Here is a 15,653-nt window from a genome sequence, read left to right on the forward strand (position 1 = left end):
ATTGGTGTGCCATAGATCAAGATATTAGACCATGAAGTTGCTGCCACATAAGTTACCCTTAATTACTGTCGTCCAGTCGAGTGAACAGGCCAGTACCTGAATCGCCAGGTGTGCAAAAGGGAAGTCTGTGCTGATGAGATCAATACGCGCTTCGACCAAGTCCGTAAGTCAGCGCTAAAGCTCCAACGAGCACCGCTCCTTTAACAAAATCCTGAGTGTAATAGGGGATGTTGAGCATGGTCAGTCCGTTCAGCAGCACCCCCACGAAAATCGCACCGACAACGGTACCAAAAACATTGGGACGGCGCAGACCGAGTACAGCGAAGCCGATCAGAGCTGCTGCGACCGAATCCATCAAAAGAGATCCACCAGATGATACATCACCACGCCCCACACGAGCGGCGATTATAATGCCACCAAGCGAGGCAAGCGTGCCCGAGATAATATAGGCGATAGTCTTGAGACGAGCCGTGGAGGCGCCGGCTAATCGTGTAGCCAGTTCGTTGCCACCCGTCGCGAAAAGTAGTCTTCCAACACGCGTGTTTTCCGTGAAAACGAAAAGCACGATTGCAGCGATGATCATGATGATGACCGGGATGGGGACAATGCCATAAAGACTGTATCGTCCGATCAATAAGAAATGGGGATCGTAAGTGCCCGTTGATGTCATCCCATTTGGCAAGATCAGTCCGGACGAAATGGAACGCCCTGCTGTTGGAATGAGTTGCAAGCCGGTCAGCAGAAACATCATCGCCAAAGTTGCCAGGAGATCAGGGACACGCAGCTTCACGATGAGCAAAGCATTGGCGATGCCCACTGTAGCACCGAAGGCCAGTACGATCGGCAACGTCGCATAGACACCGAATCCCCAGACGATCATAGAGTAGCTTGCCATCATGACACTTGATGCTGCAACAGCACCAATGGATAGGTCAAAACCGCCGACAGCAAGCGTGATTGTGACACCCGCGCCGAGAATTGCGACTACCGATACCGCCTGCAGAATACTCATCAAATTGAGGACATTGATAAAGGCGGGCTGTGCGATAGCAAATCCCACGATCAGGACCGTAAGCAGGATAAAGATTGCTCCCTTTTGGGTCGCGCGTGATAGCCTTCTTGCGAAGGACCCTTTCTGCGCACGTGCATCATCACTATCGGACGAAAGAAGGTCCGTTTTCTGGTTGAGACCCGTCATGACGTTAACTTCTCCAGAGTGCTATAATCAGCATCAAGCGATGATTTCAGGCTGTGCCGTTCAATAAAAAGGACACGGTCGGCGACTTCAAAAGCTTCTTCGGGATCGGATGTTGCGATCAGGATTGCCCGATCTGTTCTGCTGCGGATTGCTCTTATAATGTCGTTTCGTGCGCCGATATCCACGCCTTGAAAAGGCTCATCGAGTAACAGCAATTTGCCCTGTTCCGCCTCCCAGCGGGCTAATACGGCTTTTTGCTGGTTGCCTCCCGAAAGGGTGTAAATTGGTGCAAACGGTCCGGATGCCTTTATACCCAGACGGATGATCGCACTTTCAGCTTCCCGTTGCTCGCGCTTGCCCAAAAGAAAACCGGAAGGGTACCATTTCGCCAGATGTGGCAAACTGATCGTGTGAGCGAGCGTACTGCCTGGCCAATCGGTAGGTATCAGCGATGAGCGATGGCGATCTTCACCAGCCATAGCAACACCAGAGGCAAGGGCGCTGCCTGGACTCGTCGGTGCGTAGCGTTCACCATTGAGCAACATCTGGCCGCGTGCAAGCGGATGGAGTCCAAAAATAGTTGATAGAAGCCTGCTCTTACCCGCCCCAAGAACTCCGGTAATAGCAACGACCTCTCCCTTGTGCACCAACAGGTCGAATGGTTCAGTCTCCGATAAAAGCTGGGCATTGAGCATTGTAAGAATGGGCGCGCCCCGTGCTTCGCGCTCATCAACTCGCGCTGCGGAAAGTTTGCGGCCAATCATCGTTTCGATAGCGCTGTTGAAAGCGATGGGTCGTTCGAAGATGCCCGCAATCCCGCCACTGCGCATGACTACGGCACGATCTGCCAACGCCTCCAAATCGGCAAGCCGGTGTGAAATATAAAGGATAGACAGGCCTTTGGCCTTGATCCGTAGAAGGATGTCGTAAAGCCGTTTTGCTTCCCTTCCTGAGAGACTAGAAGTTGGCTCATCAAGAATCAGAAGCGAGGCGTTATTGGAAAGTGCCCGGGCGATAGCCACAAGTTGGCGATCGGCAGTAGAAAGTTCGGCAAAGTCGCGATTGAGTGGCAGGTCGAACCCGACCGCGTCAAGAATAGCATGGGCACGGCGTCTTACCCCGGATCTGCTCAGGAAGAAGGGATGGGAACGATTGGCATATTGATTAAGGAGCAGGATATCGGCAACTGTCAGCCCAGGGGCTCCGACACTATCCAATGATTGGTGAACGGTTGCGATACCTGCATGCACTGCTTCTGCTGGTGATTGCGGTGCAAACGCTACGCCCCTAAAGCGGATAGCCCCCTCATCAGCCGGAAACACGCCTGACAATATCTTGACAAGTGTGGATTTGCCGGCACCGTTTGCACCCATCAGGGTGACAATTTCACCTTCATGAATTTGAAGATCAACATCAATCAAAGCGCGCGTGGAACCGAAAGAACGCGAAAGTTTGTCAATCTCCAACAGTGGCATAGGCTTTAGTATCCATCTGACGACACGAAAGTCATTCTCCAAAACACTGCTGGAATGTGTCACATGCAAGGGCCGTCGGATAGCGCGGATCGAAGAACCAGATTTCAAATATTCGGATGACGATGCAAGATTATACCGGAGCGCTGCGTTCAAACAGCACACTCAGCCAAGAACCTATGAAAGCCACATCAGCACACCTTCATGTGCAATCGGCACGGGGCATTTCATTCCAATAATACTCCATCAAAGAACAACGTTTTCCGACGGTGCCTCAAAATTGGAACTGCATGATTATACAGGAACACCACAGTCGATATCTTGGTGATGCGAGGAAACATGGGACAGCGTTTTCCGCCGCCCTGATCAATGTCTGTCTTGAAGGAACGGAATCATGCAGCATCTGAATCGTCTTGGAATAGTGGCAGGTGCGATATCATTTGGCCTTCTGGGCAGTGCCGTAGCAGCAGGTATTGAAGGAGCGCCTTCGCCTTTTGACAAAGGTGGCGTGCAAATCGCATTAATCTCCTACATTTCGGCTGGCGATTTTTTTCAATCCTATCAGGCCGGTGCCCAGGCGCAGGCAAAACAACTCGGAATTGATCTTCGCGTGTTTCCCGGCAGACAGAACGCCGCAGAGCAACGGGAGCAAATTCAACAAGCCATCAATCTTGGTGTGAAGGGAATTGTCATTGATCACGGTCTGCCAGAATCTATCGGTGACATTGTTCAACAGGCTATTGATGCCGGGATCAAAGTGGTTGCTTTTGATGTAAATCTCAACAATCCCGAAATACCGCAGGTGGAGCAGAGTGATCACGAATTGGCACGTCTTGCGCTTGAACAGGCTGTCAAGGACAATGGCAGCAGCTTCCAGGCCGGATATGCCTACGTTGCTGGTTTTGCTCCGCTTGATCGACGCAATGAAACATGGGAGACGTTTAAATCAAAAAATCCGGATGTTGTCGAAAAGGCCCGCTTTGGTATTGTGAGCGATACCACAGCAACGAGCACGTCCGATCAGGCCAAGGCAGCATTGGCTGCCAACCCCAAGATCACGGTCGTTTTCGCGCCTTACGATGAGTTCGCCCGCGGTGTGAAACTCGCTGCTCGTGATCTTGGTATCGCGGACAGAGTGAAGATTTACTCCGCCGACGTGTCGACGGCTGATATACAGGAAATTACAGAGGATGGCAGCCCCTGGGTCGCAACGGCCGCAACCAATCCGGCTGTTGTTGGAGCCGTCTCGATCCGCGCGATTGCTCTGAAGGTCGCCGGTTCCGTTGTCCCACGGCAGATTGTCGTCAAACCCGCACTCCTGACCCAAACAGCATTGCGTGAGGCAGGAGTCAAAACAATTGAGGATTTGGCTTCGAAGCTACCATCCTTCAGTACGAGCGATGCGGTGACGGCAGATTGGATTCCCGCCAAATTATATTAGGCGGCTCAGTTTGAGATGGCGATTGGCCCCAAGTAAAACTCTTGGGGCCAATGTTCCGCTTGGCTATGCGGCTACTTTAGATCCCGGAACGCGGAGGTGCCGGTAATTGGCAGCTGGATGAGGTGCTTGCAGACGCGGGCCGGCGCCGAACAGTTTTTCACGCAATGTGCCCGAACGATAATCGGTCTTATAGACACCGCGCTTTTGCAACTCCGGTACAAGCAGATTGACCACGTCCTCAAAGGTCTCCGGTGTCACCGCATAGGCAAGATTGAAACCATCGACATCAGTATCTTCGATCCATTCCTGCAAAAGGTCCGCGACGGTTGAAGGCGAACCAACAAAGACCGGACCGAAACCGCCAATCCCGACCCAGTCGGCCATCTCGCGCACGGTCCATGATTTGTTCGGATCAACAGTTGTAAATGTCTCAACAGCTGACTGCACAGCATCCGTATAGCGGTGACGCAATATTTCGTCCGGTGCGAACTGTCCGAAATCAATACCCGTCCAGCCGGAGATAAGGGTCAATGCACCTTCATACGATACGTACTTCCGATACTCATCGAACTTGGCTTTTGCCTGCGCATCGGTTTCGCCCAGGATGACAGTCTGCAGATTGAACGTCAGGATTTCGCGCGGATTGCGTCCTGCTTCCTCAGCAGCCTGGCGGACATTGGCGACGTATTTTTTGAGAACAGATTTCGAGGGGGCCGCAACGAAAACGCACTCCGCATTCTGCCCTGCAAAATCTTTGCCTCGTTTGGATGCACCTGCCTGATAGAGTACTGGCGTGCGCTGCGGCGAGGGTTCGCACAGATGAATGCCGGGAACGTTGAAGTACTTGCCTTCGTGACGTATCTCGTGAACTTTCGCAGGATCGGTGAAAATACCGGTTTCACGGTCGCGTAAAACTGCACCATCTTCCCAACTGCCTTCCCAGAGCTTGTAGCAAACTGCAAGATATTCCTCCGCTACATCATAGCGGTCATCATGTCTGGCCTGAGTGCTCTGCCCCACATTGCGTGCGCCGCTTTCAAGATAAGAGGTGACGATGTTCCAGCCTGCTCGGCCTTTTGTCAGATGATCAAGCGTCGAAAGGCGACGTGCAAAGGTATAGGGGTGTTCGAAGGATAGCGAGGCAGTGAGGCCAAAGCCGAGATGTTCCGTGGCATAGGCCATAGCTGGGATCAGTTGCAGGGGATCATTGACCGGCACCTGCGCCGAATGGCGAATGGCGGCGTCCTTACTGCCATTGAGAACGTCATAAATGCCGAGCACGTCAGCAATGAACAGGCCATCAAACTTGCCGCGCTCCAGCGTTTTTGCAAGATTCACCCAGTAGTCCAGGTCCTTATAGGTCCATGCCTGGTCGCGCGGATGACGCCAAAGGCCGGGTGACTGATGGCCCACGCAGTTCATGTCGAAAGCGTTGAGACGAATTTCACGGGTCATAGGGGAAACTCCGGTCAAAGGGCGCCGTGGCGGGGAGGCACCACGTCGTTCAAAAGGTAATTGCCGACCACATGATATTTCCATCGAATGGGATCATGCAGGGTGTGGGTACGGGCGTTACGCCAATGGCGATCGAGGTTGAGATCCGACTGGGTGGAACTTGTGCCTGCCAGTTCAAACAGGAGGTTGGTCGCCTGTATTGCTACCTCTGTTGTTAGAACCTTCGCCCCAGCAACCGCAACGGAGGCGGCGACAACATTCTCTTCGCTTGGATTGGCTCTAGCCTTGTCGACAAGATCGCCGGAACGGGCGAGCAGGGCGGTCGCCGCGTCAATACGGATAGCGAGATCGCCAACCCGCGCAATGGTGTGCGGGTCTTCGGAGGCGCGCTCGACGCCGCTGTCCATCCATGGGCGGGATTTGGTGCGGACGAAATCAATGGTTTCTTGCAAGGCAGCACGGGCAATGCCGAGATCAACACCTGCATGGATGATCTGGCCGACTGATCCGATGGTTGATGGCCGTTCGAAGCCTTTATGGTGCTGGACAACAGCACCTGCATCCACAATCACATCTTTAATGATGGTCGTGCCGCTGCCGGTGGTGCGCTGGCCGAAACCGGCCCAGTCATCGACAAGGGTAAGGCCGGGTGTATCGCGCGGCACAAACGACATGGTGATCTGATCCTGCGGATCAGTGGCAAAGATAACCACCCAATGCGCAAAGAGTACGCCAGTCGAATAGAATTTTTGCCCATTGATGCGGTATCGCGAACCATCCGGTACGATGCGGGTATTATAATGCGCGACGGTCTTTGTACCCTTCTCTGACAGGGCGTTGCCGAACCGGTCGCCTTGTAGCACACGGTCGAAGAAGAAGGCTTGCTGTTCCCGTGTGCCATCCACGCGCAAGGCTTCGAGAATGTAGAAATGGTTCTGGGGTATCTGCCCGATAGAAGGATCAGCTTCGGAGAGAATTGCCGTCACTTCCGCCAGCGTCGCAGTATTAACATCAATACCGCCAAACTCTTTTGGAACAGTGATGGCGAGCAGACCGGATCGTGAGAGAGTTTCCAGCTCTTGATGGGGAAGCTGCCTTTGACGGTCGCGCTCGGCCGCTCCCTTGGCGAATTCCGCAGCCAACCGTTTTGCGGTCTCCAACGCTTCCTGATCACCGGCAACACGATGTGCTCCGACGGCGGATGCATCGCTTAGGTTGAAGCGTTGAAGCGGTATACTCGTCATCGGATTCTTCTCTGGTGCTTGTGGGCAATGAGCGTGCTGTCGCTGGTGCAGAGTTTTCTTTGTACGGGGTAAAGTTGGAAGAAACGAATTTCTATAAATTGGGACAATCACGCAAAACGCGTTGGAGATCATGAACGCGGGCGGGCAAAAGCAATTTCCAATACCAAGCATGTGGGCGCTGTCATACGCCTTAAATAGAGGCTGATCCGGAATATCGATGTGACTCCAGCGTCAAAATGAGGACCGTTTTTCCTGACGCCAGCCAAGCGGGAAAAGTTTAATCTCGATTAAACGAGTAGAGTAACTACCCTGATAGCCAGATTGACAATGCCGGCCATTTATCGAGCTGGGCCAAAATGGGTATCAGGAGACAGTAATGAGCGAGATAAAAGATTCCGCACTGGCGATCGGCCGTCGTAACCTACTCAAGGCTGGTCTGGCCGCTGGTGCGACGCTCGCTGTTGCCAATGCCGGATTGCTTGGCACAAGCAGCGGCGCAGCCGCCGCCGAAGAAGAGATACCTTCGCTCAAAGGCAAGCGTATTGCCATCAGCGCTACCGGTACGGATCATCATTTTGACCTGACGGCCTATAATGCCCAGATCGATGAAGTGAAGAAGCTGGGTGGTGAGCCCATTGCCGTTGATGCGCAGCGCAACGATACCAAGCTTGTCTCGCAGTTGCAGACGCTGATCGCACAGCGACCCGATGCGCTGGTGCAGTTGCTGGGAACGCTGACCGTCGTGGATCCGTGGTTGAAGCGCGCGAAGGATGCCAAGATACCGGTCTTTACCATCGACGTTGGCACGCCCAATTCACTCAACAACACTACATCGGACAACTGGCGCATTGGTTCCGACCTTGCTCTGCAATTGGTGTCTGATATTGGTGGCGCTGGAAATATTGTGGTGTTTAACGGCTTCTACGGCGTTGTGCCCTGCGCTATCCGTTATGACCAGTTGAAAGCTGTGATCAAATATTATCCCGATGTAAAAATCATCGAACCGGAGCTACGGGATGTCATCCCGAACACCGTCCAGGATGCGTTCAGTCAGATCACGGCGATCCTCAACAAATATCCGGAAAAGGGGTCGATCAAGGCGATCTGGTCTGCTTGGGACATTCCCCAGTTAGGCGCTACACAGGCTTTGGTCGCTGCAGGCCGCACGGAAATCAGCACCTATGGTGTCGATGGCAGCCCGGAAGTTTTGCAACTGGTTCGCGATCCGAATTCACCGGCAGCAGGCAATGCAGCACAGCAACCGGAAGAGATCGGCCGTACGGCTATCCGCAATGTGGCGCGCTACCTCGCCGGGCAGAAATTACCGCGTGAGACCTACGTTCCCGCCCTCATCGCCAACAAGAAGAATATCGAGGAAGTCACCAAGACCCTGCGTCTCGGTTGATGGCGGTTGATGAATGAGCCCGGTAGCGGACAACGGCAAATATGCCCTGAGATTGCGTGGATTGGTCAAGCGCTTCGGCGGCGTCGAGGCGCTGTCGGGTGCTACGCTTGAGGTCGAGCGTGGCACTGTCCATGGGTTAATCGGCCAGAATGGTGCAGGAAAATCCACCCTGATCAAGATCCTCGCGGGTCTCTATCAACCGGATGAAGGCTCCATCGAAATCAACGACATCAGTCATAGGCGTTTATCAGCGCATGAGGTGGAAAAGCTCGGTATCCACTTCATTCATCAGGATCGTCTGCTGGTGCCAAGTTTTACCGTTGGCGAGTCGCTGTTTCTCGGGCGAGAGCCGCGTTTGGCGGGGCTGCCCTTTCTCGATCGACGGACGATCCGCAAACGAGCCGAGGAAATTCTCGACAAGTATTTCAAGCTGAAGCTTCCGGCCAATGTGCTCATCAGTGAACTGACCGCTGCACAAAAGCAGATTGTACAGATCACTCGAGCATTGCTGGATAAACCATCCATCCTTGTTTTTGACGAACCGACTGCGGCACTGGTGCGGCGCGAGGCGGATATCCTGTTTGATCTTATTCGGCGGCTGCGTGCTGACGGCATCACGATTATCTATATCTCCCACTATCTCAACGAGATCGAAGCACTTTGTGACCGCGCGACGATCCTTCGTAATGGCAAGGATGTAGCCACCATCGATCCGCGCGCCACACCGGCATCAAAAATTGCCTCACTGATGGTGGCGCGGGACATTGAGGAAATGTTCCCCAAGATATCCGTGACAATCGGTGAGCCGGTTCTGACCGCCAAAGCGCTTTCCAAGGCTGGAAAATTTCAGAACGTCTCCTTGGATATCAGGCAAGGCGAGATTGTCGGTCTCACAGGATTGCTCGGGTCCGGTGCCAAGGATCTCGTGCGCGTGCTCTTCGGGCTTGAAGCGGCCGATACCGGCGAGATTACAATCGAAGGCGAAAAGGGGCGACCGCGCTCTCCTGTTGCGGCAGTGGCCAAACGTCTGGCGTTGGTACCGGAAGACCGTCGGGGTGATGGTGTGGCCCTCGGCCTGAGCGTTGCGGAAAACATTACCCTTGCCAGTTTGAAACGTTTCACCGGATTTGGATTTCTCAAAAGAGATGAAGAACATACTGAAGTGGACAGGCTTATTGAGCAACTGGCGATCAAGACCAATGGCCGCTTTGCACCCGCTCGCACTTTAAGTGGCGGTAATCAGCAGAAGGTGGCACTCGCCAAGTGGCTGAGCCGGAAATCGACCCTCTATATCCTCGATGAGCCGACTGTTGGTGTCGATATTGGTTCGAAGGTCGAGATTTATAACCTTATCGGTAAACTTGCCGAACGCGGTGCTGGAATCCTTATTCTCTCCAGTGATCTTCCTGAACTTATCGGGATAACGGATCGTATTCTTGTTCTCTATCGGGGCGCTGTTGTTCGTGAGTTCCAGTCATCGGAAGCGACACCCGATGAAGTCCTTGCCGAGGCGACGGGCGCATTGATCCAGCACTATGGAGAACAGCGCCATGTCAGCTGATATTGATACATTATCCGACTTCAGTTCAGGGAATGACGGTGCCCGGCGCTTTGCGCGCTGGCTCGCAGGGTTTGCCTTGCACGGTGGTTCGATACTGGCCTTTGCTGCACTACTGATCTTCTTCTCGATCACCGCACCATTCTTCTTCACACTGGGTAATATTGGCAATGTGTTGGGGCAGTCGGCCATTCTCGGCGTGTTGGCTATTGGCCTGACAATCGTCATCATCGGCGGCGGCGCCAATGTCGTGAAGGGCGGTATCGATCTCTCACTTGCGGCCAATCTCGGTTTGAGCGCGGCTGTTTATGCAACGCTGGTTTCCACCGGCCATGGCGACGGCGTGGCGATTGCCGGTGCGCTGTTGACTGGCGGTCTGATTGGTCTCGTCAACGCCATTGCCATTGTCATCTTTGGTATCGTCCCCCTGCTGGCAACATTGGCAGTCATGAATGTCGTGGCCGGGCTGGAGCTGGTACTGACGCAGAATACAGTGGTTTCGGCCGCGTCGGACTTTCTGTCTGTGCTTTCCAACTATGGCCCGTTTGACATTCCTGTCCTGGCCTATGTGCTGATCATTTTCACCATTATTGCGGCTGGTATTGTGCAGTACACACCCTTGGGGTTGCGGCTCTACGCGGTTGGTGCCTTTCCTGAAGCTGCAAGAGCGGCAGGACTGCCGGTCAAACGCATCGTTGCCAGCAGTTACATCGCCAGCGGATTATGTGGCGGATTATCCGGAATATTGTCCGTTTCCTACCTCAGTGGTTCAACCACGGGTGCGGGGGAGATGCTGCTTCCTGTTGTGGTGACGGCGCTCCTGAGTGTCGTATTTTCCCGGCGGTTGGTCCCAACAATTGGCGGTACACTGTTATCCACTTTGCTGGTCGGCTTCCTGACCAATGGCTTCCAGCTTCTCAATATTTCGAGCACACTCGTGAGTGGCATTCAGGGCATCCTCATACTTCTGGTCGTGGCAGCGACATCATTGCAGCGTGGCAAAGGAGTGGCGTGAGATGAGTGTGTTCGCAAATCCGGATCGCCGCCTCTTTACTCCGCAGTTCATTGGGCAGGTCCTGCTGCGCTATGCGGTCATCGCCGCGCTTGCCGGGGTCTTTGCCTTCTTCTCGTTCGCCACGACGACATTTCTGACATCAGCAAATCTGACCAGTATCCTCGTCAATAATTTTACGCTGCTCGCCATTGTCGCCGTCGCCATGACCTTCGCCGTCTCGGCCGGTGGCATTGATCTTTCGGTTGGAACATCTGTCGATTTTGCCAGCTTTGCTTTTGTCTCGTTGGTGCTCGCCGGTTACCCCGTGGGTTTGGCCATCCTTGCTGCGCTTGTCAGCGGCGCATTGGTTGGGCTGTTCAATGCGTTGCTAATATCAGGTGTCGGAATAACGCCATTTCTTGCGACGCTTGGAACGCTATTTATCGGCCGCAGTAGCCAGCAATTGCTAACCAATGGTGGCAATCCGGTCTATCTGCCGCAGACCGGGATTTCGCCCCTGTTCCTCTTTATTGGTCATGGTCATATTCTCGGTATTCCGGTGCCTCTGATCATCGTTGGTTTGTTGATCGTGATCACATCAATCGTCCTGTTGCGCACACGCTTTGGCCGAGCGATTCTGGCAATCGGTGTGCAGCAGAGTGTAGCGCGCTATTCCGGACTGAGAGTGCCGGGGCACATTGGACTGGTCTATGTGATCAGTGGCTTTATCGCGGCAATTGCCGGCATCATCCTAACGTCGACCGTCTCGGTTTATATCCCCAACTCAGGTGGAGCGTTCATGCTCAATGCCATTGGCGCGACTTTTATCGGCACCACGCTCAGCCGTGAGGGGCGCCCAAACATACCCGGCACTATGCTTGGCGTTCTGCTGCTCAGCATTGTCGCTAATGGCTTGCTCCTGACGGGCCTTAGTTTCTATTGGCAGCAGGTCGGTACCGGCTTGCTGATTTTTATCGTGCTTGCCGCCAGTTTTCTCAATCGGCGCGGGCGCGGCGATTGATTTTCCCTCTCGACAAAGGTGTCTCATGTCCGACCGCTCATCTCTGAAACTTATTCACCCAGCTTCGGCGACCTATGACGATTTTGCCGCTCGAGCCATTGCCATTGCCGCAGAACTTGCAAAAGCGGGGGCGAAGCGTGATCGGGAGGCAGGTGTACCCAAAGCCGAAATTGACACATTACGTAAAGCAGGACTCCTCACGGCTTTGCACCCAACAGAAATCGGTGGCGGCGGCATCCGTTGGGCGGAGGCATTGCGGCTGGTGCGGATCATTTCGCGCGGCGAAAGTTCCATCGGCCAATTGCTCGGCTACCATTACGTCAACGCCTATGTACCCTATATCGCCGCTGATGAGGCGAGAGCCCATGCGCTTGGGATCGAAACTGTCGAGAAGGGGCACTATTGGGGTGCGGTGGTTAATCCGCGTGATGCGGGGTTGACGCTGACCCGCGCGGCAGAAGGGTATCGTCTCAACGGCCGCAAGACATTCAGCACGGCGGCTCATATTTCCGACCGCATCAACGTGATTGCGCTGCTGGATGGCGACATTGCCAGTCTGGTGCTACCGACAGACCGTCCAGGTTATTTTCCCGGGGGCGACTGGGACAATATCGGTCAGCGCCTGTCTGATAGCGGTAGTGTCGAGTTTCGTGATTATGCAGTGACGGAGGCGGATTTCCTTGTACCCCTTGCTGCGCCCGAAGCGCCATTATCACCGCTTGCCACATTCAACACACCGTTGATCCAGCTGGTTTTTGTCAATTTCTATCTTGGTACTGCTGAAGGTGCTCTGGCGCAGGCGCTGGACTATGTGCGCACGACGACAAAACCGTGGGAAACATCGGGTGTCAGTCGTGCCGCCGATGACCCCTATATTCTTGAACGGTTCGGCGAATTTTCCGCAAGCTTGAAGGCATCAGCTGCTCTCGCGGAAAACGCGGCACTCTCTGTGCAGGCAGCTCTTGCAAAGGGCCATTTCGTCACGGAGCAGGAGCGAGGTGAGGCCGCCATCGAAGCCTACCATGCCAAGGTGCACGCAACACATGTGGCGCTGGAAATCACCGCGCGCATTTTTGAATTAATGGGTGCCCGTGCAACCGCGTCCCGTTATGGCTTTGATCGTTTCTGGCGCAATGTTCGTACTCACACATTGCACGACCCGGTTTTTTACAAGGCGCGCGAGGTTGGCAATTTCGTGCTGAACGGCGAGATACCGTTGGTCAGCCTTTACAGCTGAACGAGAGATAAGCGCGAGGCAGGCGTCAAAATTTACGAGACCTGCCTATGCACTGCCGAACGTGTCCGAATGATCTGACCTTTGATCACTTCGGCGATGAACTCAGCGTAGCGGGTTACTTCCGGTACACCCATCAACTCGCCAAAGGTACCACGTGCCAGCGGTCCGCCGATGTACAAAGTTTCGGTAGGCCTACCTTCGATACTGATGGCTTGGCCGGTCCGCGCAGTGTGCAGACCCAGCCCGACAGGATCGGTGCTGAGTAGGCCCTGCTCAAACAGCGCGCCAATCAATGGGCTCTCGCTTGCCAGCGTTGCATGGGCGGGTCCGGTGGTAATGACAATTGCATCAAAGCGTTCAGTTTCAACGGCGGTGTTGTGCCGTTGCCGATAGCTCACGTTAAAACCTTCAGCGATCGTTGAAGCTGAATGCAGTGAGGCGGGAAGGATAACAAGCGTGCCGTCGCGCAAACGCTGGTCGAGGACTGCTTCCACTTGCGGAGCAATCCGGAACCGATGCACATCCCATAGGGATCGCAAATGCCGGACCAGCCGCCGCCGTTCATGTGCAGGCAGAACATTCCAGATAGACGGAGCTTGGTCGCGAAGGGCATCAAGAACCCAATGCCAGGTTAATCCCTCATTCTCAGCCCGTTTCAATGTTTGCCTGATACTGCGCAACAGGGCGCTGGCGGTGACATCGTTCCCGAACGTGCCATAGGGAGTGACGGGAACAACAGCATGTCCACGGGAACGATAACCGTGGCGCGACAGGGCCGTGATCAAACCGTGGTGGCCGCGTTTGTCGAGTGAAGCAATAATATCGGCAGCTGTGAGACCGGTGCCAACGATGAGGACCGAATGGTGCGCCTCAATTGTTGCAAGCGCATTTTCGGAATAGGGGTCCGGCACAAAACGTTGTTCCCCTTTCAGGTGCAGCAAAGTGGCTGGTACAGTCGGCAGCGGATGTGTCGTTGCAATGACAATGATATCGGCGCTGCGAATATTCCCGTCGTCAAGGACAATGGCGTAGCGCCCGTCGGCAGGTGCAATCGCCAATGCCTTGGCCCTGACATGCTGGACCTGCCCGGTTTTAAGGAAGGGCTCAATGTGGTCATGAACATAGCGTCCGAATACGGAGCGTTGCGGAAAGTCATCGCCCCTGGCTGTTCGGGCAAGGCTGTCTTCACGACTCGCGCTGTCATGTACCAACCATCGGCAAAAATGGTCCGGCTCCGCAGATACCATCGTCATTTTAGCCGCGGGTACGTTAATCCGGTGTGCGGGATCAGTGGTGGAGTAGGCGAGGCCTCCGCCCAGCCTTTCCCGTGGTTCTACAACAACAATCTCGATCTCGTTCTGGGAGATCTGTTTTGCCAGATGATAGGCGATGGCCGCTCCGGAGAAGCCGCCGCCAATGATCGCCACAACAGGTGGCTGTGTCACGATTGGCTTGCCCGCAGAGTTGCGGGACGATGATCTCCCGCAACGGTTTCGCCAAACGGGCCCATATTGACCGAGGTAGCACTTGTCCGGATCGCATGATCAAGCGGCAGGTTCGGGAGTACCAGCTCGCCGAAGCGATAAGCTTCTTCCAGATGCGGATAACCCGATAAGATAAAGGTATCGATGCCGATGCGCCGGTACTCGTCCATACGCTCGGCCACCGTTGCCGCATCACCAACGAGCGCTGTTCCAGCACCACCCCGCACGAGCCCGACGCCAGCCCAGAGATTGGGACTGACTTCCAGTTGATCGCGGCGCCCGCCATGCAACTTGCTCATACGCGATTGACCAACGGAGTCCATGCGAGCGAAGACCTTTTGCGCGGCAGCAATGGTATCATCATCAAGCTTGCTGATCAGCTTTTCAGCGGCGGCCCAGGCTTCATCATTGGTTTCACGTACAATCACATGCAGACGAATGCCGAAGCTGACCTTGCGTCCGGCTTTTTGCGCCAGTGTATTGACGCTGTTTATCTTTTCCGCAACAGCAGACGGCGGTTCGCCCCAGGTGAGATATTTGTCGATCTGTTCGGCGGCAACGGCATTGGCCGCTTCCGATGAACCGCCGAAATAGAGCGGCGGATGTGGCGTCTGATGTGGGGGGAACAGCAACCGACCATCCTCGATCTTGAAATGCTTCCCGGTGAATTCCACCGTTTCACCGCGTAAAACGGCCTTGTAGATATCGAGAAATTCGCGGGTGACTTCGTAGCGTTCGTCGTGAGAAAGAAAAATGCCATCGCCTTTGTTCTCTACCGGGTCGCCTCCGGTCACGACGTTGATCAGCAGCCGGCCTTCTGAAATACGGTCCAGCGTGGCCGTCATGCGAGCGGCCAGAGTGGGCGATTGCAGGCCTGGGCGCACGGCCACAAGAAAGCGCAACTGTTTTGTCAATGGAGCGAGTGCCGAAGCAACGACCCAGCTATCCTCGCAACTGCGACCGGTAGGCAGAAGGACGCCGTAGTAACCGAGCGTATCGGCCGCTTGTGCCACTTGCTGAAGGTAAGGAAGGTCAACTGCCCTTCCGCCTTCCGATGTACCAAGATATTGGCTGTCGCCATGCGTGGGTAGAAACCACAGAACCTTGATTTTGTCTGAAATGATGGTGGTCATCGTCAATCCTT

General features: G+C 54.5%; 12 protein-coding genes. 6 read left to right on the forward strand and 6 right to left on the reverse strand.

What is annotated here, in order from left to right; translation table 11 throughout:
* Window positions 1-139 precede the first annotated feature (139 nt).
* Both BLU05_RS20935 and BLU05_RS20940 read right to left on the reverse strand, forming a co-directional pair.
* On the reverse strand, window positions 140-1,198 hold the full coding sequence (locus tag BLU05_RS20935; RefSeq protein WP_091884362.1) for an ABC transporter permease: 1,059 nt from the start codon (window positions 1,196-1,198) through the stop codon (window positions 140-142).
* The gene (locus BLU05_RS20940; protein ID WP_091884365.1) at window positions 1,195-2,673 is read right to left on the reverse strand and encodes a sugar ABC transporter ATP-binding protein; all 1,479 of its coding nucleotides are present in this window, start codon (window positions 2,671-2,673) and stop codon (window positions 1,195-1,197) included. Before BLU05_RS20940 ends, BLU05_RS20935 begins: the two co-directional genes overlap by 4 nt.
* 391 nt (window positions 2,674-3,064) lie before the next feature.
* On the opposite strand from BLU05_RS20940, the gene BLU05_RS20945 reads away from it, so the two are divergent.
* Window positions 3,065-4,111 (forward strand): substrate-binding domain-containing protein, encoded by a 1,047-nt coding sequence (locus BLU05_RS20945; RefSeq protein WP_091884367.1) that lies wholly within the window; start codon window positions 3,065-3,067, stop codon window positions 4,109-4,111.
* Between the two features lie 63 nt (window positions 4,112-4,174).
* Here the strand turns inward: BLU05_RS20945 and BLU05_RS20950 are convergent, their stop codons facing one another.
* Together BLU05_RS20950 and BLU05_RS20955 are read right to left on the reverse strand one after the other, a co-directional pair.
* Window positions 4,175-5,566, reverse strand: a complete 1,392-nt coding sequence (locus BLU05_RS20950; protein ID WP_091884370.1) for an LLM class flavin-dependent oxidoreductase — start codon at window positions 5,564-5,566, stop codon at window positions 4,175-4,177.
* A 14-nt stretch (window positions 5,567-5,580) separates the two neighbouring features.
* Complete coding sequence (locus BLU05_RS20955) at window positions 5,581-6,810, reverse strand: SfnB family sulfur acquisition oxidoreductase (RefSeq protein ID WP_091884372.1); 1,230 nt, start codon at window positions 6,808-6,810, stop codon at window positions 5,581-5,583.
* Window positions 6,811-7,186: 376 nt separating this feature from the next.
* Here BLU05_RS20955 and BLU05_RS20960 point away from each other — a divergent pair, with 376 nt between their 5' ends.
* From BLU05_RS20960 to BLU05_RS20980, 5 genes are read left to right on the forward strand one after another with little or no spacing between them, the layout of a single operon-like run.
* Window positions 7,187-8,215, forward strand: coding sequence for a sugar ABC transporter substrate-binding protein (locus tag BLU05_RS20960; protein WP_091884373.1), 1,029 nt, complete (start codon window positions 7,187-7,189; stop codon window positions 8,213-8,215).
* A gap of 13 nt (window positions 8,216-8,228) precedes the next feature.
* The gene (locus BLU05_RS20965; RefSeq protein ID WP_091884375.1) at window positions 8,229-9,776 is read left to right on the forward strand and encodes a sugar ABC transporter ATP-binding protein; all 1,548 of its coding nucleotides are present in this window, start codon (window positions 8,229-8,231) and stop codon (window positions 9,774-9,776) included.
* Window positions 9,766-10,788, forward strand: a complete 1,023-nt coding sequence (locus tag BLU05_RS20970; protein ID WP_091884378.1) for an ABC transporter permease — start codon at window positions 9,766-9,768, stop codon at window positions 10,786-10,788. Before BLU05_RS20965 ends, BLU05_RS20970 begins: the two co-directional genes overlap by 11 nt.
* A 1-nt stretch (window position 10,789) precedes the next feature.
* Window positions 10,790-11,788, forward strand: coding sequence for an ABC transporter permease (locus tag BLU05_RS20975; RefSeq protein ID WP_091884381.1), 999 nt, complete (start codon window positions 10,790-10,792; stop codon window positions 11,786-11,788).
* Window positions 11,789-11,813: 25 nt separating this feature from the next.
* A complete protein-coding gene (locus BLU05_RS20980) occupies window positions 11,814-13,025 on the forward strand; it encodes an acyl-CoA dehydrogenase family protein (RefSeq protein WP_091884383.1) in 1,212 nt (403 codons plus the stop codon).
* Between the two features lie 32 nt (window positions 13,026-13,057).
* On the opposite strand, the gene BLU05_RS20985 is transcribed toward BLU05_RS20980, so the two are convergent.
* Both BLU05_RS20985 and ssuD read right to left on the reverse strand, forming a co-directional pair.
* Window positions 13,058-14,470 carry an FAD/NAD(P)-binding protein gene (locus tag BLU05_RS20985; RefSeq protein WP_175540698.1) on the reverse strand — a complete coding sequence of 471 codons (1,413 nt, stop codon included), beginning with the start codon at window positions 14,468-14,470 and terminating at the stop codon, window positions 13,058-13,060.
* Window positions 14,467-15,642, reverse strand: a complete 1,176-nt coding sequence (gene ssuD, locus BLU05_RS20990) for an FMNH2-dependent alkanesulfonate monooxygenase (protein ID WP_091884388.1) — start codon at window positions 15,640-15,642, stop codon at window positions 14,467-14,469. Before ssuD ends, BLU05_RS20985 begins: the two co-directional genes overlap by 4 nt.
* Window positions 15,643-15,653 lie beyond the last annotated feature (11 nt).

The sequence above is a fragment of the Phyllobacterium sp. OV277 genome (assembly GCF_900104355.1).
In the GTDB taxonomy this organism is placed as follows: Bacteria; Pseudomonadota; Alphaproteobacteria; order Rhizobiales; family Rhizobiaceae; genus Phyllobacterium.

Coding starts and splice junctions, on each gene's coding strand:
- BLU05_RS20955 (WP_091884372.1), bottom strand. CDS start 6,810: ATGACGAGTATACCGCTTCAACGCTTCAACCTAAGCGATGCATCCGCC.
- BLU05_RS20980 (WP_091884383.1), top strand. CDS start 11,814: ATGTCCGACCGCTCATCTCTGAAACTTATTCACCCAGCTTCGGCGACC.
- BLU05_RS20950 (WP_091884370.1), bottom strand. CDS start 5,566: ATGACCCGTGAAATTCGTCTCAACGCTTTCGACATGAACTGCGTGGGC.
- BLU05_RS20945 (WP_091884367.1), top strand. CDS start 3,065: ATGCAGCATCTGAATCGTCTTGGAATAGTGGCAGGTGCGATATCATTT.
- ssuD (WP_091884388.1), bottom strand. CDS start 15,642: ATGACCACCATCATTTCAGACAAAATCAAGGTTCTGTGGTTTCTACCC.
- BLU05_RS20940 (WP_091884365.1), bottom strand. CDS start 2,673: ATGCCACTGTTGGAGATTGACAAACTTTCGCGTTCTTTCGGTTCCACG.
- BLU05_RS20935 (WP_091884362.1), bottom strand. CDS start 1,198: ATGACGGGTCTCAACCAGAAAACGGACCTTCTTTCGTCCGATAGTGAT.
- BLU05_RS20965 (WP_091884375.1), top strand. CDS start 8,229: ATGAGCCCGGTAGCGGACAACGGCAAATATGCCCTGAGATTGCGTGGA.
- BLU05_RS20975 (WP_091884381.1), top strand. CDS start 10,790: ATGAGTGTGTTCGCAAATCCGGATCGCCGCCTCTTTACTCCGCAGTTC.
- BLU05_RS20970 (WP_091884378.1), top strand. CDS start 9,766: ATGTCAGCTGATATTGATACATTATCCGACTTCAGTTCAGGGAATGAC.
- BLU05_RS20960 (WP_091884373.1), top strand. CDS start 7,187: ATGAGCGAGATAAAAGATTCCGCACTGGCGATCGGCCGTCGTAACCTA.